Below are 26,072 nucleotides of genomic sequence, written 5' to 3'. Positions count from 1 at the left end.
CGTTCCATTGAACGGAAGCCTTCTTCATGCATATGAAGTGTTATGTCAGTCCACTTGCGCAGCAGACACCTTGCCAAGATCATACTTTTCTTCCGACTGGGCGGTAATGAACGGACTAAGTGTGCCCACGCAGTAAACGTGCAGCAGATGCATCGCTCGTGTGCAAGCCGTATAGAACAACTTGCGTTCATGCTCCTGAGCATACTGCTCCGCAGAGCCGTCATAGATCAGGACTGCATCGAATTCCACTCCTTTGGCCAGATACGCTGGGATGACATGAACACCCTGCTCAAAAGCCAGCGTCGTTTTTTTGATTAACTTCGGTGCTGTGGGCAGCGCCTTACTCAATGCAGCATGTACGTCTCTGCTCTCTTCGGCGGTTTTGCAGATAACTGCAACCGATTCGTACCCTTCCTTAATCAAGTGCTTGAGGTCTGTCGTGATGACATTCATATGACGCTCTGAATCAGAAGAAACGATCACTTTAGGTTTCTCACCGCTGCGGTTAAATGGAATAATCTCTTCCCCACCAGGCACCATGCCACGTGTAAACTCCACGATCTCCCGGGTAGATCGATAACTTCTGGTCAGCTCAATGACTTCCGTGTTGTCTGGTCCGTACAGGTTAGTCAAAGGTCCTGTTCCACTAAGTACTGAAGAGTGGGCATAGATTGCCTGATTAAAGTCACCAAGTGCTGTTATTTTCGCCCGTGGGAACAATCTCTTCATAAATGCCAACTGAAACGCAGAATAATCCTGGGCTTCATCAATAATGACATGACGAATATTCGAGTTAATATGGAATCCAAGCATAAGCTCACGCAAGTACAAGTATGGCGTAATATCTTCATATGCCAACTCCTGAAGCTTCAATCTGCGTAAAGTCATCTTACAGATTTCATCCCATTGAGCAGGCAGCGCTTCATCACCCAGCAATCGCTCCATCTGAGCCTGATCGTTGAATAGATGTGCATATAATTGTCTTATATCAACGAATCGTAAGGACTTAATCCATTTTCGCAACGGTTTGAGTCGGTCACTGACCACCATACGTGCCAGAATCCATCTTTCCTGCTCGAAGTCATTAAACGTATGGGTCTTTCCTTTTTGCTTGCGCTTCAACCGTTGATACGCACGTTGCAGATCCTCCGGCTCCATCAGATCAAGCTGCTGATCAACCCAAGGCGCATCCAGTTCACCTTTACCAAAGGCAGACAGTTCTTTCAGCATCCAGTCCCGTAACAGCTCCAGTCGACTCACCAGCTTAACGGATGACTCAAAACTGTAGAATTTCTCAGCCATAGCCTCTGACGTGACAATCGCTCGGCCCTGGAAGCGAACCGGCTTGAATTTCATACCACCTGACAACATACTTTCCTTATAACGTGTAATCACCTTGAGGAACGTTTCGGACGACTTGAAGCGAATGCTGGACATGCGAACATCGTAATCGGGATCTTCCGTCCCCGTAAGTACATATTCAAGCTGAATAAACGGATCTTCCAGTTGATATTCACGACCCAAACGGCGCTCCAGATACTCCTGGAAGGTCGTTTGCAACATGTTTTCCTCCCCAAGCTCAGGCAGTACCGTGGAGACATAACTGTTGAACATTGGATTTGGTGAAAAAAGAACCATCTGATCTGCTTGCAGATGCTCGCGGTATTTATAGAGAAGATATGCCACACGCTGGAGCGCCGCTGATGTTTTGCCACTGCCGGCTGCGCCTTGCACAATGAGCATACGTGTCCGGTCATTACGGATAATCCGGTTTTGCTCCTTCTGAATGGTCGCTACAATACTCTTCATCTGTGCATCCGAAGTTCGACTGAGCACGGCCTGCAACAACTCATCACCAATCGTGACCCCTGTGTCAAACATAAACCGGATACGACCATCCCGAATGACAAACTGTCGCTTCATCTCTATATCACCGCTGATCTCCCCACTGGGTGTATGATACGTGATTGGACCCGGTGCTCCGTCATAATACAGGTTGGAGATTGGCGCACGCCAGTCGTAGACCAGAAAAGATTCTTCCTTCTCATCCAGCAACGATGCAATGCCGAGATAAATGCGTTCTGCATTTGGATATCCATCTTCTTTAAAATCAATGCGTCCAAAATACGGTGAATGATGCAGTCGTTTCATTTTATCCAACGCAGCTGCTGTATTGAGATGGCTGCGCTCCCGATCGGACAATACCTGTGACTGCTGCCGCATGCTGGTTGAAGTCTCCCCGACATCATCCGCTTCGCTAAAGTTCATCGTGACTTCGTCCCAGAAGTCTTTTCTCATGCCAACCACTTCGTCACGGAAGGAACCAACTTCATCTTCCAGCGTTGAGATCTTGCGTTCAATCTGATCGGTCACGGTGTTGACCCGTTGTTGTTCCACATTCCATTGCTGATCTGTACTCATATGTTAATAGCCCCTCTTTCCCCGGATTGTGTCCTCAAAATCCCATTTGACAAGCCCGAAAAGGCAATGGTATAATTATTAGAAAGTAAACATTTTAATTATATGTTAATTAGTTCTAATTTTCTGAAAACCATTTTTTATTGTACCAGTGACAACGTCCCGATGCAAGCGGAGGCGTTTTTTGTTGTTTTCTTCTTCATTATTACCCAACCACCGGGTCCTCAACTGACTTAGCTACTCCTGGCTATTTTCGTAATTCTTCAATCGTCTCTTTCCAACGTGTAATTGCTCCAAGTTCATCTGCTAATTGAAAGGTTATTCCTGAAGTGATCTCCGCATATGGCGCGTGATCCACACGTACCTGAAGGACTTGTGCTTCAAAACGATCTCTCGGATGAACAGCCCCCCTAATCTCAGGTAACCGTTCTACTTCTATACGGATATGCAACAATCGATGTCCTTGAACCGCAATCAAGGTAGCCTTGCCTGTTTTGCTCATGTTCATACTGGTCTGTGTACCTTGCCATAGAGCCAGTCTAAGCTGATGCGGATTTATCGCAATCACTTCCCCCATACTAATCATCGCCTGATGCGGCCACTGATCCTCAGATACAGTTAGCAGTTGCATGGCTTCATGCTGTTTATGCTCCAGATTTGTCCCACTCAACCATTCCATTAGTTCAGCGTCTAATTCCTCTATAATCATGTCTCTATCCCTCAGTTCGTTAATATTCATTCATGCCCTTCAGCCCTATGTATGACAAAACAACCCGGACACGATTGTCCGGGCTATGTTGTAACTACATTGTATATGATCGCCAAGCAGGTGCGCAATTCGCACTTAGAGAGGTTGTTCAAAAAGTCCGCTTTTGATTACGAAGGATGCCTAACGGCATCATCAGCATCGAATATGAAATTCAGCCGAAATGTCCGTTGCTCACGTAGTTTTTCCTACGCTCCGCTACTCCATTTCTATCTTCATTCCATCTTCTCGGTACTGAAAACCAGCCTTTTTGAACTCGTACTTAAGGCCACTTAAGCCAATTCAAAATTTTGTCCTGTGATTCTTTGTCTTCACTGGCGCTATGCACATGTTCGGCAAGTCGATTCAAACGTTCCAGTTGATATCCATAATCATAAATGGCAGCAGCCACGATGGACAATCGTAACATCCCTTCCTTGTCGATATCAAACTGGGTGATCGCCTGCTCCATGAAACGGTCATTATCCAATACAAACTGTGCGGCCTCTTCCCCATTAGGCTTCAGCTTATCCTCGAACTTGAGCAGTGCATGCTCATGGAATTTGATAACCAGTTCAAGATGTGAGTCAAAAAACTGATCCATGGCCGTTGTCCGCGGTGCCTGGAAATAGTGGCGTTCCACCGAATCCAGCACCTCGTACCCTTTTTGCAAACTCAGCAGCATTTGTTTGTAGACCACCATCTGACGAGTTTCGCTGAATTTCGAACGTTTCATCTTTTTCTGTTCCTCTTCGAACAAGTTATACTTGTCGGACAAAGACTTAATGGAACCGCCCAGGTTGCTTTTCTCCTCCCGGAATACAACTTCCTTGATCTCATCCGAGATCGAAGTTCGCAGAAGCAACGACATACCGCTGAATACACTATGGATCTGCTTCACGAACTGAACCTTCGGTTTCGGAGGAAATACCGTAATGTTGATGAGAAACGCCGATACAATACCAACCAGTGTCAACAGAAAACGATTGAGTGCAAAATGCCAGTCACCCGAGGCTTCCATAATGGATACAACCGTGACCAGTGTCAGGCCAACCGTCTCACCCATATTCAATTTAAGACAGATCATGATGACAAGTACAATAATTAATCCAACGGCGATTGGCTCATTGGACAACACCATGCCCCCCACCAGGGCGACAATAGCTCCCAGCGTGGTCGTTTGCAATTGATCCAGGAAGTATTTCCAGGAACGATAGATGGAAGGCTGCATGGCGAATATAGCCGCGATTGCGGCAGGCACGGGAGATTGCGGGTTCAAGAACAGGCTGCTTAGGTACAAGGCAAGCGTGACCGCGATTCCCGTCTTAAGTACACGCGCACCAAACGACATGGTGATGACCCCTCCTCTTTACCGAACCTGAAATTTTACATTTGATAATCATGTTCATTATTACCCCATATTTCTTTTTTTGCCTGAATTCATTCAGGAGAACGATTTATTGTACCATGTAAGGTCTTCCGTTGCCATGTCATAAGTCAGAGGTATTATGAAATTGATTCCTTTATGTATGTTAATACACATTATTAACCCAAAAAGAAGCAAATCTTCAAAATGGATTTTCACCACTTCAAAGATTCGCCTCTGTTACTTATGATACCTCTGTGGAATGCTCATGCTTATTATGCCTGCCTAACGGTCCGTGCCCTCCCATTCCCTTTTGAACTGGTCCACAAACTGCACCATATAATCATGACGCTGTTCCGCCAGCTCCTTGCCATAGGAGGTATTCATCAGATCCTTGAGCTTGAACAACTTCTCGTAAAAGTGATTTATCGTTGTGCTGCGCCCATTGCGATATTCCTCACGGGTCATCTGCTCCCGTGGGGGAAGGGAAGGATCGTACATCTCGCGCCCTCTGGCGCCTGAAAAGGCAAAGGTTCGCGCGATCCCAATCGCACCCAATGCATCCAGTCGATCCGCATCCTGTACAACCTGTGCTTCAAGCGAGCTGACTGCAGCACGCTGTCCTCCCGCGTATGAGATGGTGCTAATAATACCCACAACCTTATTACGTATTTCCGGGTCAAGAGGCTGGGTATCCAGCCAGTCATTCAGTTTGGCCATCCCGGCTTCCAAGCTCTCATTCAGCTTCTCATCCGGTACATCATGTAATAATGCAGCCAGTTCGCAGACAAATGGATCTGCACCCATACGGTGAGCGAGTTCAACCGCAAGTGAGGTTACCCGTTCAATGTGAGGCCAGTCATGACCATCACTATGCTTGGATGAGTCCCCTTGAACAAAGGATCGGGCGGCGCGCAGAACAGCCTCTCCTGCCGTTATTCCATCTATATTATGCATGTGCCCTAATTCTTGCAGATTCCCACCAGGTTGAAGAGGGTTCTCTGACATCTTACGATTCCCCGCCTTCACGGGCCTGTTCACGAGGAATACGTCGAGCTACACCCGTCTTAACAGCTGCTTCAATTACGCGACTGCGCATCGATTTGACTACTTTATCATTGAACACACTCGGAATAATGTAATAACGTGTACGCTCTTCGTCCGTAATGGCCGAAGCAATCGCTTGAGCGGCTGCCAGCTTCATTTCTTCATTAATTTCGGTGGCTCGGCAATCCAAAACTGCCCTGAAGATGCCCGGGAAACATAACACATTGTTAATCTGATTCGGATAATCGGATCGTCCTGTTGCCATTACAGCCACAATGTCTTCCACCAAGGCAGGCATAATCTCAGGCACCGGGTTTGCCATTGCAAACACGATTGGATCTTCTGCCATGGTCTGTACATCTTCGCGAGTTAACAGATTCCCGCGGGATAGGCCAATGAACACATCGGCTCCACGAATGACATCACGCAGCGAACCAGTCTCCAGTTCGGGATTAGTACGAGCTGCATAATCACTCCAGACTTCATTCTCATAGGTTTGTGTCCGTACAATTGCACCCTCACGATCGACACCTATAAGCCGGCTGGCTCCCGCGGACAATAATATATTGCTGCATGCTACACCTGCTGCACCGATGCCACAGACCACAATCTTCACATCTTCAATGGACTTGCCCACCAGTTTGAGCGCATTGATCAGACCAGCATATAACACAACCGCTGTGCCATGCTGGTCATCATGAAATACAGGAATGTCCAATTCCTCATTCAGACGACGTTCAATTTCGAAACAACGCGGTGACGAGATATCCTCCAGATTAATGCCGCCAAAACCAGGTGATATCGCTTTCACAGTACGTATGATTTCCTCGGTATCCTGTGTGTCCAGGCAGATTGGGAAAGCATCCACACCAGCAAACTGTTTGAATAACATCGCTTTACCTTCCATGACAGGCATCGCTGCACGAGGACCAATGTTGCCCAGTCCAAGTACCGCACTGCCATCAGATACGACGGCTACTGTATTCCGTTTAATTGTCAATGAGAAGGCTTTGCCGGGTTCTTCTGAAATGGCTGAACACACACGAGCCACATCCGGAGTGTACACACGTGACAGATCTTCCCGGTTTTGAATCGGGGTCTTTGGTGTTACTTCGATCTTACCGCCCAGATGAAGCAGGAACGTCCGATCCGATACATTAATAATGGATACACCTTTAAGCTGGCGCACCCCTTCTATAATTTTACTGTTATCTTGTGCATCTGTAACTGCGACCGTCAAGTCGCGCACGCTTACATCCTGATTGGTGGAAATCACGTCGATGGCAATGATGTCTCCCCCAGCTTCCGAGATGACCGAAGCCACTTCGCCAAACTTGATATCCTTAGTTGTCATTTCCAGTCGAATAATAATGCTGTTACCATCCAGATTTCTTTGATTCATTTCCATTCCTCCCAGACTGAAAGTCTTGAGTTACATGTTACGTGTTTGTCTTCGCTACGCGGACACGTTTATCCTTTATCTTGTCCAGAAAAAGTGGTTCAACAGCCAAATGCATAAATTAAAAAAGATGCCCTGAACACCAATGCAGGCGTTCAGGGCACTCTTTGTCTATCCTAACTCCGTTTATAAAGTAAGGATGAACCTATATTATTTTCGAGCAGCCGGTCTGCGCAGAACACAAATGTCATATGGCTTCAAGCTGAGACTTGCTTCCACAGCATCACCACTGAGCAGATCGGTATAGGACTGTCCATCTAGTTTAACCAGCTTCTCATCTGGCGTGTAGTTCTGTACAAACACATAATCTGCTGTACCATCTGTACGCGTATGTGCCGTTGTTCCAGCAGGCAGCTCGGTTTCAAGTCCACGCTCAATGTTCAGGTCAGCGATAAGCTTCGCATAGAAATCATCATAGAATGGTGCTTTCAGACGTGTCGCTACGTAATATGCTTTTCCTGAACCCAACTGGTTAACCGTCAATGCCGGACGTCCGGCATAGAAGTCAGAACGGTACGTAGCCAGGGACTTCGCGCCTTCGAGATGAATCAGATCACACAGTTCAATTGCATCATACGCTGTATTGAGCTGAAGCTCATTGCCCTTCTCAGGGATAATTCCGTTCAGATCACGATCATGCAGTCCGTCAATTTCCTCGGACCAGATGCCAAGTGTCTTACGCAGCGGGCCTGGGAATCCACCCAGGAAACACAGATCGTTTTCGTTAACAATACCAGACCAGTAAGTTGCTACAAACGTACCACCTTGTTCTACAAACTTCTCAATACGTTCCCCGACACCTTCACGTACCAGATAGAGCATTGGAGCAATCAGCAACTTATACTTGGACAGATCTGCATCCATATCAATAACGTCTACAGCGACTCCCTTTTTCCAAAACGCTTCGTAATGCTCTTCCACCGTCTGCTCATACTTCACACCGATATTACGCGGACCCTGGGAATCATTAACGGCCCAGCGGTTTTCCCAATCAAATATGATTGCAACTTCTGCCGGAACCGCTGTTCCTACAATAGCTTCCATGCCTTCAAGAACCGTTCCTACGTCGGTGACATCTTGGAACACTCGAGTGTGTTCCGTTCCTACGTGGTCTACCACCGCACCATGAAGTTTCTCACTGGACCCACGGCTTTTTCTCCACTGGAAGTACTGAACACTATCGGAGCCGTGTGCCACAGCCTGGAGAGAAGAGAGCAGATGCATGCCAGGTTTTTTCAGTTTGCTGACATCTTGCCAATTCGTCGAACTTGGAGTACTCTCCATCAGCAAGAACGGCTGACCGCCTTTGATGGAACGAACGATATCATGCATCATCGCGATACGTGATGCCTGTTTCGCGTCGTCATCTGCATCATGCCAAGTCGGATAACTGTCCCAAGAGAGGAAATCCAGAATATCAGCGAACTTCCAATAGTTCAGACCGCCATAGAATTCCATCAGGTTGGTTGTGACTGGCAGATCAGGATTCTGAGCTTTTAATGGTTTCGTTTCATGCACGATAAAATCAGCTGTCTGATCCGTAACGAAACGGCGCCAGTCCAGATTCATTGCGTGTACCTGTGTCTCACCGTGTGGCGCCGGAGATTCCACTTGACTCCAGTCTGTAACCGTATGGCTCCAGAATGTGGTCCACCACGAATGATTCAGTTCATCGAGTGTTTTATACTTCTTCTGAACCCAACCACGGAATGCTTCCTGACAATAATCACAATGACAGTCTCCGCCGAACTCGTTCGAGATATGCCAGCCGATTACAGCCGGATGATCCGAATAACGTTCTGCCAGTTTTGTGTTGATCGCAGTAACCTTCTCACGGTATACCGGGGAAGTATAACAATGGTTGTGACGGAAACCATGCAGATTGCGGACACGCTTCTCGGATACACGGAGCACTTCCGGGTACTTCGCGGACATCCAGGCAGGTCTGGCACCACTTGGTGTAGCGAGGAATGCATAGATACCGTTTGCTGCAAAACGATCCAAAACCTGATCCAGCCATTCAAACGTGTATACACCCTCTTCCGGCTCAAGGGACACCCACGAGAAGATACCAATGGACATCACGTTACACTTGGCAAGCTTCATCAAGCGAATATCTTCTTCCAGAACTTCAGGATAGCGGAGCCATTGCTCCGGGTTATAGTCTGCGCCATGCAACATGTGCGGGGCTTTGGAACTTACAGGTGGAAATTTGTATGTCATAAGGACAACTCCCTTGCTTTAATTACTGTTTTTTTTAGTTTATATACGATAACGATAACTACGACTTCACAGAACGATACGTTTTACGCTAGATTACACGTATGTCACGACATCTGATTCTTCAACAGTAGCAAGTGCTGTAAACGATTCCAACTTGCGACCTTTAAAATCAAACATGGTGAGGTTGCCCCAGTTATTCGGATGTCCGACGGACCATTCTTCTTTACTTGGTATCCAGGCAGGTTCCCAATAATAGAATCCGTGCCCCAAACCACCAGGAACTTCGCGAATAATCTGCAATAGATCCTTCAGATATTTGGTCTGTCCCTCTACACTTGCAGGGTATCCTGGTAACAACATATCTTCCTGATTCAAAATCCATTCAATGCCTTCCGGCTGCTCCAGCGTCCAGGGATAAGCGGTTTCAACTACATTGATAGGTTTGCCATAACGCTCAGCCAGATCATGAAGATTGTCACGTAACGCATCGAGTGTTCCATGCCACCAAGGGTAATACGAGAGACCAATGATATCAAACTCCACACCCAGTGCTTCAAAGCGATCGTAAAACTTGCGGCTCTCGGCGTTATCTCCACCACGATCAATATGTATCATAATCTGAATATCGGCGTCAACGGATTTGACCGCAGCAATTCCATACTTCACAAGGCCTGCAAAACGCTCCCACTGTTCATCCGTATCATGCTCTTCTCCACCGACACGTCCCTCATTCCATAACATGCCTGGTGTAATCTCGTTGCCCACCTGCACCATGTCCGGAAGCGCATCGTGTTCCTTCAACGTTCTCAGAACGTCAGCCGTATACATGCATACCGCACGTTGAAGCTCTTCATAGGACAGATTCTCCCATGCTTTCGGCTTCCATTGATTGGCTGGATCAGCCCAGCGATCAGAATAATGGAAATCAAGCAAAAATTTCAATCCCTGTTCCTTGATCCGTTTGGCTACCTCCACCGTCCGCTCCAGATTGCAGAATCCACCAACAGGATCATTCCAGATTCGAAGTCGTATCGCGTTAGCGTCATTAATCTTCAGGATGGACAGCAAGTCTTGTTCCTTGCCATCCACATCACTATAACTCCCGCCATGCTGTTCGATTTCATCCATAAAGGACACATCCATTCCCAGAATGAATGTCTTTTCCGTCAAGTTGCTCACTGTATCAACCTCCATTAATTTGGGGTACAGGCTCAGCCTTTAACTGAGCCCAACGTCATACCTTTAACAAAGAAACGTTGCAGGAAAGGATACACAATCAAGATTGGTGCACTTCCGATGAAGATCTGAGCTGCCCTTACCGTAGTTTGAGAGAGAGCTTCCATTTCTTTTGGATTCATGCTCATGCTACTCATATCACGTCCAATAATGACCGTTTGCATAAATGTAGCAAGTGGGTAATCCTTGGCGTTATTCATGTAGAGCAATCCATCAAACCAGGAATTCCAGTGGAACACCATACTGAACAATGCAATTGTTGCAATGGACGGCATCGAAATGGGAAGGAAGATACTGAACAATGTTCTGAAATGATTAGCTCCATCCATCAGCGCCGCTTCTTCCAGCTCTTTTGGAATACCGCGGAAGAAGTTCAGCATCAGAATGACAAGGAATGTGTTAACTGCTCCTGGGAGTACCAGTACCCAGAAGGAATCCATCAACCCGATCTTCTGGATAACCATATAGAATGGCACCAGTCCCCCGTTGAAAATCATACTGAATACAAAAATCCAGGAGTAGATCGTTCTGCCTTTGAATTCACTATTCTCTTTGGACAACGGATACGCCGCCAGGAACGTAATCAGCAAGGTAATAGCTGTACCAATCACTGTACGTAGAAGTGAAATCCAGAGTGAGTTCAAGAAAATTGGATTGTTCATCGTTTTTTTGTAAGCCTCAAGTGAAAATCCTACGGGCCAGAGATTGACCAGATTGGCGTCGGCAGCTGCCTTTGTACTAAAGGATACAGCCAGTACATGAACCATCGGTATGATACACATAATGGCGATCAAAATCAGAAAGCAGGTATTGACTATATTAAACACGCGATAAGGCAATGATTTATGATACATCGTGGTCCCTTCTTTCTCTGTTCATTCGTTTAGAATATGCGATATCCAGCGTATTTTTTGGCTAAGCTGTACGATACAAGAATCAAGATCATACTAATGACCGATTTAAATAATCCGATCGCGGTTGCAAAGCCCATCTCACCATTCTGCATTGCGGAACGATATACGAATGTATCAATGATGTCACCCGTTTGATATACGAGCGGGTTATACAAGTTGAATATCTGGTCAAATCCGGCATTCAGTACGTTACCAAGCGCCAGTGTTCCTACAACCATCAGCATCGGCACAAGCGAAGGGATTGTAATGTGCAGTGTCTGTTTCCAGCGTCCTGCTCCGTCAATTTCCGCTGCTTCGTACAACGCTGGATTAATTCCGGCAAGGGCAGCCAGAAAGACAATCATGTTATAGCCAAATTCTTTCCACACATCTGTCAGAATGACCGTAGATCGGAACCAACTGTTGTCTCCCAGGAAGAAATATGGCCCGAGTCCAAAGGTTCCCAGAACCCGGTTAACCAAGCCGCCTGTTGACAACAGATCTATCAAAATCCCGCCCAGAATGACCCAGGACAAGAAGTGAGGTAAATATACGAGTGTTTGAATCGTTCGCTGTATAGCCATCTTGCGAACCTCATTCAAAAGAATGGCAAAAACAAATGGAACAAATAAATTGAAAATCAGTTTAAGTACAGCAATAATCAATGTGTTCCAGATGACCTGTAAGCTGTCTTCACGTTCAAACAAATATCTAAAGTTGTCCAGTCCAACCCATTCAGAACCGCTAATCCCAAGCCATGGCTTGTAGTTCTGGAATGCCATAACGATCCCGCCCATAGGCACATAACTGAAGATGATCAGAAAGATAATGGCTGGCAACAGCATAACGTGGAATGGCCACGTGCGTTTCAAAGTTCTCATGATTGCTCCCCCTGTATTTCTTCCTACTCAAGTACTCCCTGAGTGGCTTATAATGCGATTATATCAACCTTTTACGGGGTCCAAACAGCACATAAAAGCAATATAAATGGCACAAATTCAACCACTTTGCCTCAGCTTGAATAAACAAAAAAAAGCGCACAGACGAGTACCGTCTGTGCGCAGTTAAAAACTATTTTTTCACACCGTCATACCATTCGTTGACCTCTTGAGTGATCTGGTCACCGCCACCGGATTTCCACGTTTGTACAAAAGTATCAAACGCATCCGCTGGATTTTTGCCGTAGATAATTTCGTTAAATGCTTGATTCTCGATTTTGTTCAGATAGTCCAGCTTCGATTTCATCGTCTGCGTTGTTGGACCTGTGAACATGTTTTTGAAGGAAATTTCTTCTTGGCTCAGCAATACTTTCGCAGCAGCAGGGGTTTCCTTACCATAGTTCACGGCAACATCTTTTTCGAGCTTGGTTTCAGGCTCTTTGCCATCTACTAGATTCATCAGAGCTTTCATCTGAGCGTCCGGAATACGAGCGCCATCACGCACGAGCAAATAACGTACAACGTTTACATACCCGCCATCAATTTCTTCAATCGGCATTTGTTTACCATTTCCATCCAATTGATAGTCATAGCCTGCAAATAGACCGTTATCATATTCACTTCCTGGTTGCGGATCTGCGTAATTATCATACAGATAGTTTTGGTAAGTAAAGAATGCTTCCGGATTTTTCATATCTTTCTTGATCAATGTTACACCATTAACAAAATGTGTACCATGACGCATCGCTTTGCCTTCAGGGCCAGTTGGAATTTCAATCGGTTTCCAAACCGCACCTGGGACATTTTTTACCGTATCCTTCAGCGGCCATCCACTCATCCAGTATGGACCCGGGATAATGCCGGCTGTGCCTGCAACTGCTGGCTCTGCCGTTTTGTTTTCATCCCACAACGCTGCTTCCTGCGGGATATAACCTTTTGTGAGCCATTCGCTCAATTTGGTCAAACCTGGCTTCATACCTGGATTGATAGAACCATACTCCAGCTTGCCATCCGCAGCCAGATTCCATTGTTGAGGTAAGGTGCCATATGCACCAAAGATCCAGGATACATCTCCCATCCATGTATTCATGGATGTTTTGAAACCAACGCTGAGCGGAGTGACTTTTTCAGGAGCCAAGCCGTCCGGGTTATTGTTTTTGAATGCTTCCATCACTGCTTCCAGTTCGTCGATGGTTTTTGGTGCCTTCATGTTCAGCTTGTCCAACCAGTCCTGACGAATCCAGAGAAGGTAGTCATTGTTGTAGGCATAGTCCAGAACAGGGACACCCATTCTTTTGCCATCACGACTGTACGGGTTCCATACATTAGGGTCCTGCTCCATTGCTTTTTTCCATGTGTCGGAAGCGTATTTGTCGAACAGTGGTCCCACTTCCTGATACATACCGGAGTCAATTAAATCTTGAGCAACTAAATTATCCGGCTGCCCTATTGTCACAATATCCGGCATTTCTTGGCCGGAGGACATAGCGAGACGGAGCTTGGTCGCAAATGCACTGTTCGTATCTGTCACGGACCACAAGGATTTGATTTCAATTCCGAATTTGTCCTTGGCCCACTTGGTTGCCACGTTATTTTCCATGGATTCGCCATTTTTAAATTTCAGCTCAGGATCGATTCCCCATGCTGTAGTAATGGTAACTGCCGGATCATACTTTTCTTTGTATTCGTTTTGGGTTCCAGATGTACTTGGTGTTGCACTATCTCCGCCCCCACTGCCTCCTGAACATCCTGCAAGAACGACAGTTAGACTCAGCGTTGTAGCGAGAAGCGTCAAGAATCTCTTTTTCGTTGATTGCGCTCTCATGTTGTTCCCCCTTAAATCGTTTTGGTTACCCTTTCATTATAGGCTGACCAGGCCTTTGAGCCTATGATACGAAATCAAGATTTCTGCACCTTTGCCAACCTATATTCTGGAATGTTGTTGTAATTATGCCTGATCCCGAAATTCATTTGGTGTCATACCATAATGTTTTTTGAACATTTTGCTGAAATATTGCGGATTTTGATAGCCAAGTTCACTCGTAATCTCGTATATTTTTTTGTTGCTATTCTTAAGCAGATATAGAGCACGTTCCATGCGCATACGAATCATGTAGTCCCCAAGACCTTCCCCAGTCTCTGCCTTGTAAATTTTCGATAGATATACAGGGTGTAAATATACCTTGTCCGCAATCATCTTCACCGACAGATCCTGTCCTGTATCTCTTGTCACCAGCTCCTGAACCTGCTTGATTACATGCCTGCGGCTCTGCACACCTTCCTGATCGGACAACTCTTCCTGAAGCTTCGCCAGCATCTCGGTTGCCCAACGCCGCAGCTTCTCGGGGGATTGAATCAACTGATGAGCAAGGAGCAGATCGAATCCCGCATGATCAATCTCATGGACCAGATGCCCCTGTTTATGGGCGATATACATAAATGCATTAGTTACCGAAAGATACATCTCATACACATGTTCTCTGGACAATCGTACCTGTTCTGCCGCGTCAAAGACCGTGTTCAGCTTACGGGCTGCCGCTTCCCATTGCTTGGTCTCAAGCAATTGCGGAAGTACAGGCGGTTTGTACAGCTCTTCGATCGCCTGCGTTGCATCATTCTCCGGTCTTTTGCTGAGTGCCTGATCCATGTCCATATATATAATCTTGTGTTCTTCCGGTCCTGAAAGGACAAGCGAACCCAGACTTTTCCGATAAGCTGCTGTTAACTCATTAAAGGGAAATGACGGTGTAACTACCATGGACAGATCTCCCTGTAAATATCGAATGACATGCTCACGGAAAGTTTCAGCTGAGATTCTCAACGTCTCCAAGTCCATCTGCGGAGCTTCGATCTGATCTTGATTCTGCAAGAACATAACCAGACACTCATGGGGTCCCCGACCAAACCACACGTTAAATTGCTCTCCAAGTACTTCCTCTGCAATATTACCTACCGCAAAATCCATCAGATCCAGAGACTGCTGGTCCATCGATGAGAAGCGTCCTGCAAGGCGAATCAGCATCATTACAGCCGATTGTTCCGGATCGATATGAATCTCATATTGTTGCAGTTGTTCCCGAAGTGCCCGCGCCGTGATCTCACGCCCCAGCAACAGATCATGCATAAGATTTTCCCGTAAAATCTTATAGTCAGACTTCCGACTGTATAAAAGCCGGTGATATTTATCGAATTCATCCCACTCATCGCGAAGAGACGTGATAGCTGCTGACACCGATCCCATAAACTCATCATCGTTTACGGGCTTCAGGATATAATCCGTTGCCTGCAATTGAATGGCTTTTTTAGCATAATCAAAATCACTGTGACCCGTTAGTAAAATACAGCGGATATGAGACCAGCGCTTGCTTACCTCTGCAATGAGATCCAGTCCTGACATGCCAGGCATGCGAATATCGGTAACTACGATGTCTACTGCATTTTCCTCCATAATCTCCAACGCTTCCTTACCAGATGCGGCACGCAGCACGGTCGTTACTCCAAGCTCTCCCCAGGGGATCGTAAGTTCCAGACTTTCTGTTACGTATGTCTCATCATCTACCAGTAATATATCAATCAAGTGATTCACTCCCTATTTCGTTCATTCTGCAAATGGATTCCATCGTTCATCTTGCGCTACACATCCCAAGTGCTTATCCTTCATTCTCCAGAATAAACTCCTGTTCGGCAGGCCATGACAGCGTAACGCGTAATCCACCAAGTTCCGATTCCGTTACATCCAGTCCTGCCTGCTCCCCATATCGAAGCTGGAGTCTCTGATTCACATTCCACAGGCCACAGCCCATCTCCTGATCCATCGTTCCCCTGAGCTTATTCAGAAGCGCCTCACGTGCCTCCTGCGTCATGCCTTGCCCATCATCTTCAACCACAAGAACCATGACACTGCCCTGTTTTTCCCCGGATACTCTTATTTCTCCTGCCTCCGCGTCCGCTTCGATACCGTGAATCACCGCATTCTCCACTAGTGGTTGCACGATGAGTGGCGGTACCTCCTGTCTTAACATCTCATCAGACAGATCAATCTTGTAATGAATGCGGTCCATACGCATCCGTTGGATCTCCAGATAACAGCTGACAAATTCAATTTCTTCTGTCAACGGTACCACGTCCCGCTCCTGTCTTGTCGTATACCGATAATATCGCGATAGATTATGTGACATCGCTACAACAGCGTCCATACGCTTGAGTTTCGCCATACTTGTAATGAAGGAGAAACAATTATAGAAAAAGTGCGGGTTAATCTGCGATTGCAGCTGCTTCAACCGAGCTTCACGTACATGAATCTGTTCCAGGTAAACGTGTTCAAATAACTGCTGGATCTGCTCCACCATCAAGTTGAAACGTTCGGACAGGAAACTGAATTCATTGCGGCCCTTTGGCTTAATCCTCACGGAATAATCCTCCTGCTTCAACCGCTGGAACCCGCGAATGAGTTGTTTCACTGGTACCTGCACCTGAACATAGAACAAATACGCCACACCAAAACTCATTAACAACAAACAAATCATGGAAGAATAGAACAGCATATTGGATTGATGAATGGGCTTCAGAATATCTGATAGCGGCATATAGTCCACCAAATACCAGCCTGTTGTGCTGGATTTCACCGTGTTGACCATGTAAGGCTCGTTCCCGATCACCACTGTACGATTATCAACGTCCTGAAGTTTATGGATGGACAGTTCTTCTATCAACTGATTCGTTAATGAACGATCTGAAGTCCGGTTATAGATAACCCCCGATTCTTCACGGAAATAGAAGGGGTCATGCCTGCCATCGTCCTTGAATTTGTCCAGCATATCCCGAATGTTATCACTATCAAACTCCAGTTTAATAATCGTTTCCGCATTATTAGCCGGGTCTTTAATACCGTATGGAGATACCGTAATCCAGCTAAACATGAACCGATCATCTTCCCCATCCTGAATTTTGCGTACATCCCAGCCGGAAATGATATTTTCCCTTAGCGCTTCTTTATCGTAAGAACGTGCGTCCCTTTCGGAAACCACCCTGCCCAGCGAAGGAGAATACAGATATAATTTCGTGGCCCAATTGGATGAGCTTTCCTGAATACTCAGCTTATTCTGAATACGTTTGACCAGGTTGATCGCATCCAGATCAAAGTAGTTACTGTCCGCATAGATTCGCCGGAAGCTGCCAATATCAGGATCATGTATGAGCAGATTAGGCCATGAGGATAACAGTTCGATGTGTGTGTTCACTTGATTTTGGAAAAATTCAAGCTGGTTACTATTCGATCGATTCAACTCATCTCTGAGAACAGCTGTTGTTTTGTGATTGGAGTACCAGTACAAAAGCACTACAGGAATCAGCATAATCAGAATAAGAATGACCATTTTGGAAAACAGGTTTGTCCGATATGACATTTTTTCATCTCACCTTGTCTTAATTTGTCGTGACATTAATTGTAATGATGTAAGCGCTAAAGACAAACTATTTTTTTGAGACAAACCGATTCATTATCTAGCGTAAGCGTTACCAATTCAAGGTGAAAGGAGATAAAACCAATATTTCTGCACTAAATGCAACTTCCACGCACAAAAAGAGCCAGCGATTAGCCAGCTCTCTATCTAATTTCAGTATATATCTTTAATCGTTCTATTCAACTCAAACCTTATTCCACTTCTGTTTATGTAATTATTCTTTTTTTCTATAAAAATATCAACTATGGAATATCATAATCAAATACCGTATTCGCTCCATCCACGCCTACATCCAGCACAATATCCATAAGTTTCCCATTGACGAACAGAGGGGATTCCGCTTTCCCGTAAAACTCCAACTTACCTGTAAACGTTCCATGGCGTTCAATCTCAACATGTACGGGCCTTAATTGGACAGACTGCAAGGCTTCCAATAGTGGATCGTCCTTAAACTTATAACTGCGTGCGAGATCAGGCAATAACACGGCGGATACGGAATCTCTGCCGTAATTTTTGAGTGTCAGGTCACAGGTTGCTCGGGTCTCACCCGTTTTCAGCACATTAAAGGTACAAGAGCTTGCATTCTGTACATAGGATACCGCATTAATGCCTGAAGCTCCCCACTTGGCTACATACATGAATTTATCCGTCATGTACGAATAACTGAGAACGATAGCGATAACTACGATCCATAACCCTTTTGCAAGACCGGGGAATGATTTCCCAATCTCTTTGCGAGTAAGGTAGAATCCACACGCGAATATCCCCAATCCGAGGAAAAGTGTGATATGAACTCCACTCAAGTAAGATGTAGTATACGGTGATATACCTATTGCTGACAGCATGGTATCTCCAACAGAAAAACCAAGATGATGGTTAAATGTAAAGATGATAGCAAATAGCAATAAAGCCCCTGAGAACACAAGTCTGGTTCTCGACACACGAACACCCCCTAATCAACCACCTTATTATATCATATTTTTCCTATTTATGATTAACAATCCAAATCAAAAAAACAACAATAAAAAGAACGTCTTCGGTTGTTCACCGAAAACGTCCTCCATTTTCACCGCTGACAAGAGATTGTAATAACACAGGTCTCTCTGTCATGGCTGACGATCATTTATTGCTTAGACAAGAATGCATCGAGTTGTTCCTGTTTGGCTGCAATAATTTTATCAATTCCCGCTGCTTTCAATTTCTCCAGATATTTCGGAATCATCTCATTTGGATCAACTGCGCCCGATGTCATACCCGGCTTGAACTGTTTGTTCACGTTGTTGACCGCAGCAATTTCATTTTTGACAGATTGGCTGTTGAATGTAAAGCCCAGTGCTGGCGACTTCACACCTTTGGCGTTAAACTCTTTGAACTTCTCCCATTTCTGTGGATCTTCATTATCCCAGAGGAAGTTCAGGAATTGGTTACCCAGTTGCCATTGTGCACCTGGATTGTAGGTACGACTGTTGGCATCTACGCCATCAGGGAGAGCAATGATATTATCCTGTCCGTCTTTTTTCACATAATGTGTACCTTCAATTCCGAAGTTTAGCAAATTGTTAATTTCCTTGTCGGAATGCAGCAGGTTAATGACCTGCATCGCTTTCTCCGGTTGCTCTGAAGAACGGGAGATTGCAAGCATCGCTCCAGATGCATCACCCGTCGTGATTGTTGGCTGTGTCATCTCAATCTGAGTGAGTGGGAAACCCACATACCCTTCTTCTTCTTTATCCTTGCCTGGCTTCATGCCATCTGTCCAGAGAAACGCTTTTCCAGCCTTCGCCTGGTCTTTCGGGAACACATTAGAAGTAGCAGCATCACTGTTGATATATCCCGCTTGATACCACTTGCGAGCGAGTTCAGCCGCTTCTTTGAATTCCGGGGTCTCCACTTCATTCAGCACCGTTGTTCCGCCTGCTGTTTTGGAGATGACTCCAGGTACGGAAGCATCACCGAGATAATCCCAATCCAGATTCTCTAACAGCCCGTTACCGTTGGTATTGGACATATAGAATGGTGTGATGGCTGGCTCGTTTTCCTTGATTGTTTTGAGCAGAGGCTCCAGATCAGCCCAAGTTTTTACAGCTGTCAGGTCCAGCTTATACTTGTCAGCCAGATCTTTACGTACCAACACACCACGTGTGGCAGCGAGTTCCTTATTCGTAGGAACGCCGTAATTCACGCCGTCCACCTGGGAACCTTCCAGAAAGGCAGGGTCCAGGTTTTTCTTAATATCCTGACCATGTGCATCAAGCAGATCATTCAAGGGCAAGAATGCGCCTTTAGCTACATTCACCGTGTAGTTCTGCCAAGCTGCTGTGAAGATAATGTCTGATTTTTCACCTGAAGAAATCATGAGATTCAGCTTGTTATCCCACTGTCCCCAGTCAATCGCATTGATCTTAAGCGTGGCCCCGATCTTTGGTTCCATCTTTTTGTTAATCTCGGCTTCCACCAGAGCGACATCCTTCTGTGGTGTCCCTGGGTAGAACAGTGTCACTTCATAGGGTTTGCCCCCACCTTCACTTGCTCCTCCGCCTTCTGCGCCAGGTGTTGTTGTTCCACCCTTGTCTGATGAGCAAGCAGCCAGCACCAGGCTCAGCGCCATAACCGTTGCCATCATGCGTGACCATACCTTTAATGATCTAACCAATTGAACCCCTCCTGTCATGTGTTGAACCATACAACCGAATTCCCCAATTCACAAATAAACCGATAACTACTTCTGTATATGCCCTTTCAGTCCATCTTCATTTACCTTGCCCACTCCGCTAACCGGTTCAGAGTTATCCCTTCACAGCGCCAACCGTAAGACCTTTGATGAAATAACGCTGGAAGAACGGATATGCCAGTACAATTGGACCAATACCGACCACAGCCATCGCCATTTGCAGAGTTTTGTTAGGCAGATTCAGCAATCCACCCTGCGACGAAATCTGTGAAGAGACGTTGGAGTTGGTTGTTAAATATTGAATATCGAGCAGCGTCCGGTACATAAGGTACTGAAGGCTGATCGTCCGGTTATCTGATATAAAAATCATGCTAAGGTACCAGTCATTCCAGTAATTCAATGTACTGAACAACGCGACAGTTGCCATTACGGGAAGAGAGAGCGGAAGCACGATACGTGCAAACGTTCTCAATTCTCCCGCACCATCAATCCGAGCCGATTCCAGAATAGACACCGGAATGGAGTTCGCGAAGAATGTACGCATGACCAGTACAAAGAATGGGGATAGCAGTAGCGGCATAATGAGTGCCAGTAGGGAGTTTTTCAGATCCAATACGTTGACATAGACCAGGTACCAAGGTACCAGACCCCCATTGAACAACATTGTGAAGAAGATGAAAAAGGCGAACCAGCCCCGGTAAGGCAGATCTCTCCGTGAGAGCGGATACGCATACAATGCGGTCAGCGCAACACTTGTAATGGTACCTACAACGGTAACGATAAAGGATATACCATACGAGTGAATGATCTGATCCATATCTCTGAACAGAAACTCATAAGCCGTCAGGCTGAATTTCTCTGGAATAAGCTTATATCCATTGGCAATTACTGTTGTCTCGTCCGAAAATGAGATGGCGAAGACAAGCAGGATCGGCACGATACAGGCAATGGCATAGAATAGAAACATCGCATGAATAACGGATGCGGAACGCTTCGATACGGCTAGTGGATCACGTGATTTCACAGCTGACTTGCCTCCTCTCAAAATAATGCATTATCTTTATCTATTCGCCTTACGATGGTATTGGATACAAGAACCAGCACAAATCCAACGATTGCTTGGTATAGACCGGCTGCTGATGACATCCCGATATCTCCACCGATAAGGAACGTACGATATACGTAGGTATCCAGTACATTCGTTACAGGGAACAGCGCCCCCGATTCCAATGGAACCTGGTAGAACAGACTGAAGTCTGCATAGAATATACGGCCAATTTGCAATAACGTCATAATGACGATTAATGGGATGAGAAACGGAATGGTAATGAAACGTATCTGATGCCATTTGGTTGCGCCATCGAGCACAGCTGCTTCATAATATTCTTCATCGATACCCACGACAGCTGCCAGATAAATGACGGCATAATATCCAATATTTTTCCATGTGTTCACCAGTGGCAAAATATACGGCCAATACTTCGGCTCTGAATACCAGTCGATCGGCTGACCGCCGAACATCTGCAGAACCGTTGAGTTCATGAAGCCTGAATCCTTGCCCAGGAAAGCCAGTACCAGATAACTGACCACAATCATGGACAAGAAATACGGTAATAACATAAGTGATTGATATAACTTGGACATTGCCTTGTTCTTCACTTCATTGAGCAGAATAGCAAGCCCGACACCTACTAAGAGATTTAGTGCAATAAACACCGTGTTATACGCGAGTGTATTTCGGGTAATTTCCCATGCATCACTGGTTGAGAACAAATATTTAAAATTGTCCCATCCACTCCATGGGCTACCCCAAATACCATCAGCATAGTTTACATTTTTGAATGCGATCAGAACGCCGAACATCGGCATATAGTTGTTCACCAGCAGAAACAGGACACCTGGCAAGAACATGAGATACAGCACCTTGAATTTGCCAAGATTGTGCCACACAGACTTGCGCTTTCGGACTGTTTCTCCCGGTATTTCCGATATCCGTACTCCCTTACCCGCCTGGGGTTGTGTCTTCATAACTTGTTCTCCCTCACTCCTCTTGAATTCTTCCTCAGGATGAAGCTCCGTTGCGGCTCCTGTGGTTCAAGTATACGGCGGGGCGAGTAAGACCTCTATCTGCTGTGGTGACCTGTTGACTTATCAAATTATGACTTTAGCACCAAAAAAAACAAAAGACGCAGCATGCTGCGCCCTGAACTATACGGTACGTGACTGTTTTCGAAACTCCTGTGGCGTTATACCCGTGCACTTTTTGAACATTTTGGTGAAATGCGAGTAATTGTAGTACCCCACCTTGCCAGCGATATCCGTCACTTTGACGGTGGACTGGGACAACAATGTCTTCGCTTTGGCTACTCTGCCCTGCAGAATAAACTCAGATAGGGACATCCCCCTCTCTTTCCGAAACAGACGTGATAGATAAGCGGGATTGAATCCGGCAAAAGCTGCAAGTTCCTCTCGCATAAGTTCTTCACCAATATGAGTTTCAATATAAACGCACAACTGATCCACAATGGTCATAGGGCTATGATCGTCCGGGTACAACACCGGGATAACACGATCAATCAGATCAGCCGTCCACTGCTTCAACTGCGGCAACGACCTTGTCACCATACTCTCCTCCGGCTCCCGTTCACCCGGATACAGACTGCGTATTGACACGTTTTTCTGATGAAGCAGCGGATAGACCACATGCAGCATGGCATGATAGTAGAGATGCAGCATTTCAGGAGACAAACCCTCCTGTGCAGCAAGCAACTCAAAAATCTCATCCACACGTTCTCGCAAATCCCCTACTTTACCTGTCTCAAAAAGAATGGATAATTCCGAAAACCATGGAATAGGTAAAAAGCGATCTTCCTGATCTCTTCCCCGCTCATCATAGACAAATACTTCTTCAAGCTCCTTAATATTGCGCCGCTCCATATCCATCAGTTCATTTAACATGCCTTGCAGCTCAGTTACAGCAACCGGGGCACCAACATAACAGGACAACCGACAGTAGAAATACGTACCACATTCCTGAATATACCCCTGACAACGTTGTGCCACTTCGCTCGCACTCGGAATGATGCCATCTTGCTCATAAGCAAGCACAATATTTAATCCACTTTGATCCTGAAACACCTCACCGGGCTTGACGTCAAGCAGCATCTCTTTGGCTGCATTACGAAGGGCATATTCTAATACCTCTTCGTCACGCAAATCAAAATCACGCACCCATTCCTCTACCGATATTACAATGGGTAACACACGAGCCTGCGGATCAATCTCGGCACCATACAGTTCTGCGAGCTCTTGCAACCGTTGTTCGGTTAACGTGATACGCTGAGAGATGGCATCTTTCCAAAAGCGTTCCGTCAGTAGCGGTTTATGGGTTTTCCAGCGTTTGTATACGGTCTCATAAACTTCGTTGGTACGGGTACGCTGCTCCCCATCCTTGATCTTCTCCACCGCCTGGGTTACTACCTTAATCAATTGATCCGCTGGAGCCGGCTTCAACACATAATCAAAGCTGCTTAGCTTAATGGCTGTCTGAGCATAATCGAATAAAGCATGCCCTGTCAGGAAAATGGTCAGTATGCCTGGATCATGTTTTAACACCCAACTTTGCAGGTCAAGCCCTGTTTCACCAGGCATCTCGATATCACAGATCATGATATCAATAGCATTAGCCTTTAAAATCTTTCTTGCCTCTTCGGCATCACCAGCACTGTATACCTGGTCAATGCCTGCTGCTTGCCAATCGACTCCTTCCACCATTGCTTGTAATGCATACACTTCATCATCCACGATCAACAGGTTCCGCATAGGCTCCCCCTTCTTCCTCTTCGGTCTGAGCGGGTAAATCAATGATGACTTTGGCGCCATGATCCACCTCATTGCCAAACTGCAAACTGGCTTGATCACCATACTTCACTAAAAGCCGATGAGCCACGTTCCATATACCGATATGCTGTCCACTCGGATCTTCAGCGTATTGTCCATGTTGCAGACGCCCCAACAATTCCTCTTCAAATCCGACACCATTGTCCACAATCATCAGTTGAAGCACCGTCCCATCGACCTGACCGGACGACTTCTCACCGAGGCGCGCCACGATCCGAATGACAAATGCTTGTGTCCGGCGCTGAAATCCATGAATAATGGCATTCTCCACAAAAGGCTGAATGGTTAATGGCGGAATCACATAATGTCCCAGATTCGGTTCGATATCCAGTTCAAAATCGAATCTGCTTGGAAACCTCAGCTTTTGAATTTCTAAGTAATGACGAATGTGCTCCAGCTCTTCATCCAGACGAATAACACGTTTGCCTGCACGCAGACTGAATCGAAAATAATCGGCCAGATGACCAGCCATCTGCTGCACCAACTCATGCTTTTGCAAGGAAGCCAGACTATGAATAATATTGAGTGAATTCAGGTAAAAGTGAGGATTGATCTGCATCTGCAGTTGTTTGAACTCTGCCTCCCGCGTCCGCAACTGTTCCTCATACACATCAATCTTCAGATGGCGGATCTCACTGGTCATTTGATTGAAACTTCGTGTCATAAATTCAAGCTCCGACGAAGATGGCGGGTCCAGCTTCACATCGAGATCTCCACGGCTGACCCTTCTCATGCCTCGGATTAACGCATTCATCGGGCGGAATAACAGATGCCGCAAAAAGATCAGTGCAGTAACCAGAATTACTGCCGCACCAATGGGAAGCAGACGAATGATCTGCTGGAAAAACGGGAGGTTACGCATCATGTCTTCCTCAGGCAGCAGCACGATATAATTCATCTGGGACATGGCCGAGGCAGTACCCAACATCAAATATTGACGTGCTTCTCCCTTGTTCACAACTTCAGAGATCACCTGATACGGATTCTTCAGGCCGGGAAGATGCGCTGCAGCCAGCTGAATCTGTGCAGTATTCAATGTGGAATCCGATAGTGCCCCACCGTCTGTTCCAACAATGACTGCACCTCCCCGATCTCCGGATTCAGCGAATTGTTGTGTATGATTCAGTGCATTCATATCAACAAGTGCACCTGCATAGAACTGCTGGTTGATTCTCACCGTTTTCACCAGCGCATTCCACGTCCCGCCACGCACGATGCTCCATTCCGGCTTCTGGATATCCCCTTCCAATTGCTGCATCTGGACTGGCATACTCTCCTGCACAACCGACTTTTTGACATCATAATTGCCTGAAGTCGCGAGCAGCAAATCATCATTCACGGCATCATATAGAAAAAAAGAATCGATTAGATTATAAAAACCGATATCTGTCATGAATTTGTTCATAATCCGTTGCTTTGCAATGATATAATCACCGCTGCCGTATTTCAGAAAAAACAGAGAGATAATATCCGGGTCCCGCTCGCCCAGACTATATAAATACCGATTCGTCTCCTGTAACACACGTTCATTCTGCTCCACACTCTTGGCGAGATGATTCATATTGGTGAGGGATACTTTGTCACGTACAACTTTCATGGCGTAGACGTTGTTGTAATAAAGCAGCATGAATAATGGCAGCATGATCAATGTAAGACCCACTATAAATTTAAAACGAAGTGAACGGATAAAGCTCATGGATTATGGATTCCCGCC

General features: G+C 45.9%; 18 protein-coding genes. All 18 read right to left on the bottom strand.

From position 1 onward, the window contains the following. Positions 1-45 precede the first annotated feature (45 nt). Positions 46-2,421: an RNA polymerase recycling motor HelD gene (gene helD, locus AC1DE7_RS04305; RefSeq protein WP_477533792.1), complete on the bottom strand. Its 2,376-nt coding sequence runs from the start codon at positions 2,419-2,421 to the stop codon at positions 46-48. Between the two features lie 244 nt (positions 2,422-2,665). Next, positions 2,666-3,127, bottom strand: coding sequence for a pyridoxamine 5'-phosphate oxidase family protein (locus AC1DE7_RS04300; protein ID WP_164783099.1), 462 nt, complete (start codon positions 3,125-3,127; stop codon positions 2,666-2,668). A gap of 319 nt (positions 3,128-3,446) precedes the next feature. Continuing rightward, positions 3,447-4,514 (bottom strand): FUSC family protein, encoded by a 1,068-nt coding sequence (locus AC1DE7_RS04295; protein WP_017689291.1) that lies wholly within the window; start codon positions 4,512-4,514, stop codon positions 3,447-3,449. Positions 4,515-4,814: 300 nt separating this feature from the next. Further along, positions 4,815-5,486 carry an HD domain-containing protein gene (locus tag AC1DE7_RS04290; RefSeq protein ID WP_477533891.1) on the bottom strand — a complete coding sequence of 224 codons (672 nt, stop codon included), beginning with the start codon at positions 5,484-5,486 and terminating at the stop codon, positions 4,815-4,817. Positions 5,487-5,538: 52 nt separating this feature from the next. Continuing rightward, the gene (locus AC1DE7_RS04285; RefSeq protein WP_282321973.1) at positions 5,539-6,978 is read right to left on the bottom strand and encodes an NAD-dependent malic enzyme; all 1,440 of its coding nucleotides are present in this window, start codon (positions 6,976-6,978) and stop codon (positions 5,539-5,541) included. A 207-nt stretch (positions 6,979-7,185) separates the two neighbouring features. Beyond that, entirely contained in the window at positions 7,186-9,258 is a 2,073-nt protein-coding gene (locus AC1DE7_RS04280) for a beta-galactosidase (protein WP_477533791.1), read from the bottom strand. A 93-nt stretch (positions 9,259-9,351) separates the two neighbouring features. Further along, positions 9,352-10,437, bottom strand: coding sequence for a glycoside hydrolase family 53 protein (locus AC1DE7_RS04275; RefSeq protein WP_082219046.1), 1,086 nt, complete (start codon positions 10,435-10,437; stop codon positions 9,352-9,354). 32 nt (positions 10,438-10,469) lie between these two features. After that, complete coding sequence (locus AC1DE7_RS04270; protein WP_091032085.1) at positions 10,470-11,348, bottom strand: carbohydrate ABC transporter permease; 879 nt, start codon at positions 11,346-11,348, stop codon at positions 10,470-10,472. A 29-nt stretch (positions 11,349-11,377) separates the two neighbouring features. Continuing rightward, on the bottom strand, positions 11,378-12,268 hold the full coding sequence (locus AC1DE7_RS04265; RefSeq protein ID WP_076326911.1) for an ABC transporter permease: 891 nt from the start codon (positions 12,266-12,268) through the stop codon (positions 11,378-11,380). 190 nt (positions 12,269-12,458) lie between these two features. Further along, positions 12,459-14,150, bottom strand: a complete 1,692-nt coding sequence (locus AC1DE7_RS04260; RefSeq protein WP_127543872.1) for a type 2 periplasmic-binding domain-containing protein — start codon at positions 14,148-14,150, stop codon at positions 12,459-12,461. Positions 14,151-14,273: 123 nt separating this feature from the next. Further along, positions 14,274-15,902 (bottom strand): response regulator, encoded by a 1,629-nt coding sequence (locus AC1DE7_RS04255; protein ID WP_477533790.1) that lies wholly within the window; start codon positions 15,900-15,902, stop codon positions 14,274-14,276. 73 nt (positions 15,903-15,975) lie between these two features. Continuing rightward, on the bottom strand, positions 15,976-17,730 hold the full coding sequence (locus AC1DE7_RS04250; protein WP_477533789.1) for a sensor histidine kinase: 1,755 nt from the start codon (positions 17,728-17,730) through the stop codon (positions 15,976-15,978). A 299-nt stretch (positions 17,731-18,029) separates the two neighbouring features. After that, positions 18,030-18,728, bottom strand: a complete 699-nt coding sequence (locus AC1DE7_RS04245) for a hypothetical protein (protein WP_036609558.1) — start codon at positions 18,726-18,728, stop codon at positions 18,030-18,032. A gap of 182 nt (positions 18,729-18,910) precedes the next feature. After that, positions 18,911-20,440: an ABC transporter substrate-binding protein gene (locus AC1DE7_RS04240; protein WP_036609560.1), complete on the bottom strand. Its 1,530-nt coding sequence runs from the start codon at positions 20,438-20,440 to the stop codon at positions 18,911-18,913. A gap of 133 nt (positions 20,441-20,573) precedes the next feature. Continuing rightward, positions 20,574-21,482, bottom strand: a complete 909-nt coding sequence (locus AC1DE7_RS04235) for a carbohydrate ABC transporter permease (protein ID WP_017689303.1) — start codon at positions 21,480-21,482, stop codon at positions 20,574-20,576. 17 nt (positions 21,483-21,499) lie between these two features. Beyond that, a complete protein-coding gene (locus AC1DE7_RS04230; RefSeq protein ID WP_211081719.1) occupies positions 21,500-22,486 on the bottom strand; it encodes an ABC transporter permease in 987 nt (328 codons plus the stop codon). Positions 22,487-22,666: 180 nt separating this feature from the next. Further along, positions 22,667-24,280 (bottom strand): response regulator transcription factor, encoded by a 1,614-nt coding sequence (locus AC1DE7_RS04225; protein WP_477533788.1) that lies wholly within the window; start codon positions 24,278-24,280, stop codon positions 22,667-22,669. Then, positions 24,255-26,054 (bottom strand): sensor histidine kinase, encoded by a 1,800-nt coding sequence (locus tag AC1DE7_RS04220; protein ID WP_477533787.1) that lies wholly within the window; start codon positions 26,052-26,054, stop codon positions 24,255-24,257. The genes AC1DE7_RS04225 and AC1DE7_RS04220 overlap by 26 nt, the downstream gene beginning before the upstream one ends. Positions 26,055-26,072: the final 18 nt, after the last annotated feature.

The sequence above is a fragment of the Paenibacillus sp. 10L310 genome, from assembly GCF_056395745.1.
Note: the sequence above shows the minus strand (reverse complement) of the source record. Positions and strands in the feature narration are given on the sequence as shown.

Bases quoted from the DNA above. Each gene is read 5' to 3' on its own strand.
- helD (WP_477533792.1), bottom strand. From the start codon at position 2,421: ATGAGTACAGATCAGCAATGGAATGTGGAACAACAACGGGTCAACACC.
- AC1DE7_RS04300 (WP_164783099.1), bottom strand. From the start codon at position 3,127: ATGATTATAGAGGAATTAGACGCTGAACTAATGGAATGGTTGAGTGGG.
- AC1DE7_RS04295 (WP_017689291.1), bottom strand. From the start codon at position 4,514: ATGTCGTTTGGTGCGCGTGTACTTAAGACGGGAATCGCGGTCACGCTT.
- AC1DE7_RS04290 (WP_477533891.1), bottom strand. From the start codon at position 5,486: ATGCATAATATAGATGGAATAACGGCAGGAGAGGCTGTTCTGCGCGCC.
- AC1DE7_RS04285 (WP_282321973.1), bottom strand. From the start codon at position 6,978: ATGAATCAAAGAAATCTGGATGGTAACAGCATTATTATTCGACTGGAA.
- AC1DE7_RS04280 (WP_477533791.1), bottom strand. From the start codon at position 9,258: ATGACATACAAATTTCCACCTGTAAGTTCCAAAGCCCCGCACATGTTG.
- AC1DE7_RS04270 (WP_091032085.1), bottom strand. From the start codon at position 11,348: ATGTATCATAAATCATTGCCTTATCGCGTGTTTAATATAGTCAATACC.
- AC1DE7_RS04265 (WP_076326911.1), bottom strand. From the start codon at position 12,268: ATGAGAACTTTGAAACGCACGTGGCCATTCCACGTTATGCTGTTGCCA.
- AC1DE7_RS04260 (WP_127543872.1), bottom strand. From the start codon at position 14,150: ATGAGAGCGCAATCAACGAAAAAGAGATTCTTGACGCTTCTCGCTACA.
- AC1DE7_RS04250 (WP_477533789.1), bottom strand. From the start codon at position 17,730: ATGTCATATCGGACAAACCTGTTTTCCAAAATGGTCATTCTTATTCTG.
- AC1DE7_RS04230 (WP_211081719.1), bottom strand. From the start codon at position 22,486: ATGAAGACACAACCCCAGGCGGGTAAGGGAGTACGGATATCGGAAATA.
- AC1DE7_RS04225 (WP_477533788.1), bottom strand. From the start codon at position 24,280: ATGCGGAACCTGTTGATCGTGGATGATGAAGTGTATGCATTACAAGCA.
- AC1DE7_RS04220 (WP_477533787.1), bottom strand. From the start codon at position 26,054: ATGAGCTTTATCCGTTCACTTCGTTTTAAATTTATAGTGGGTCTTACA.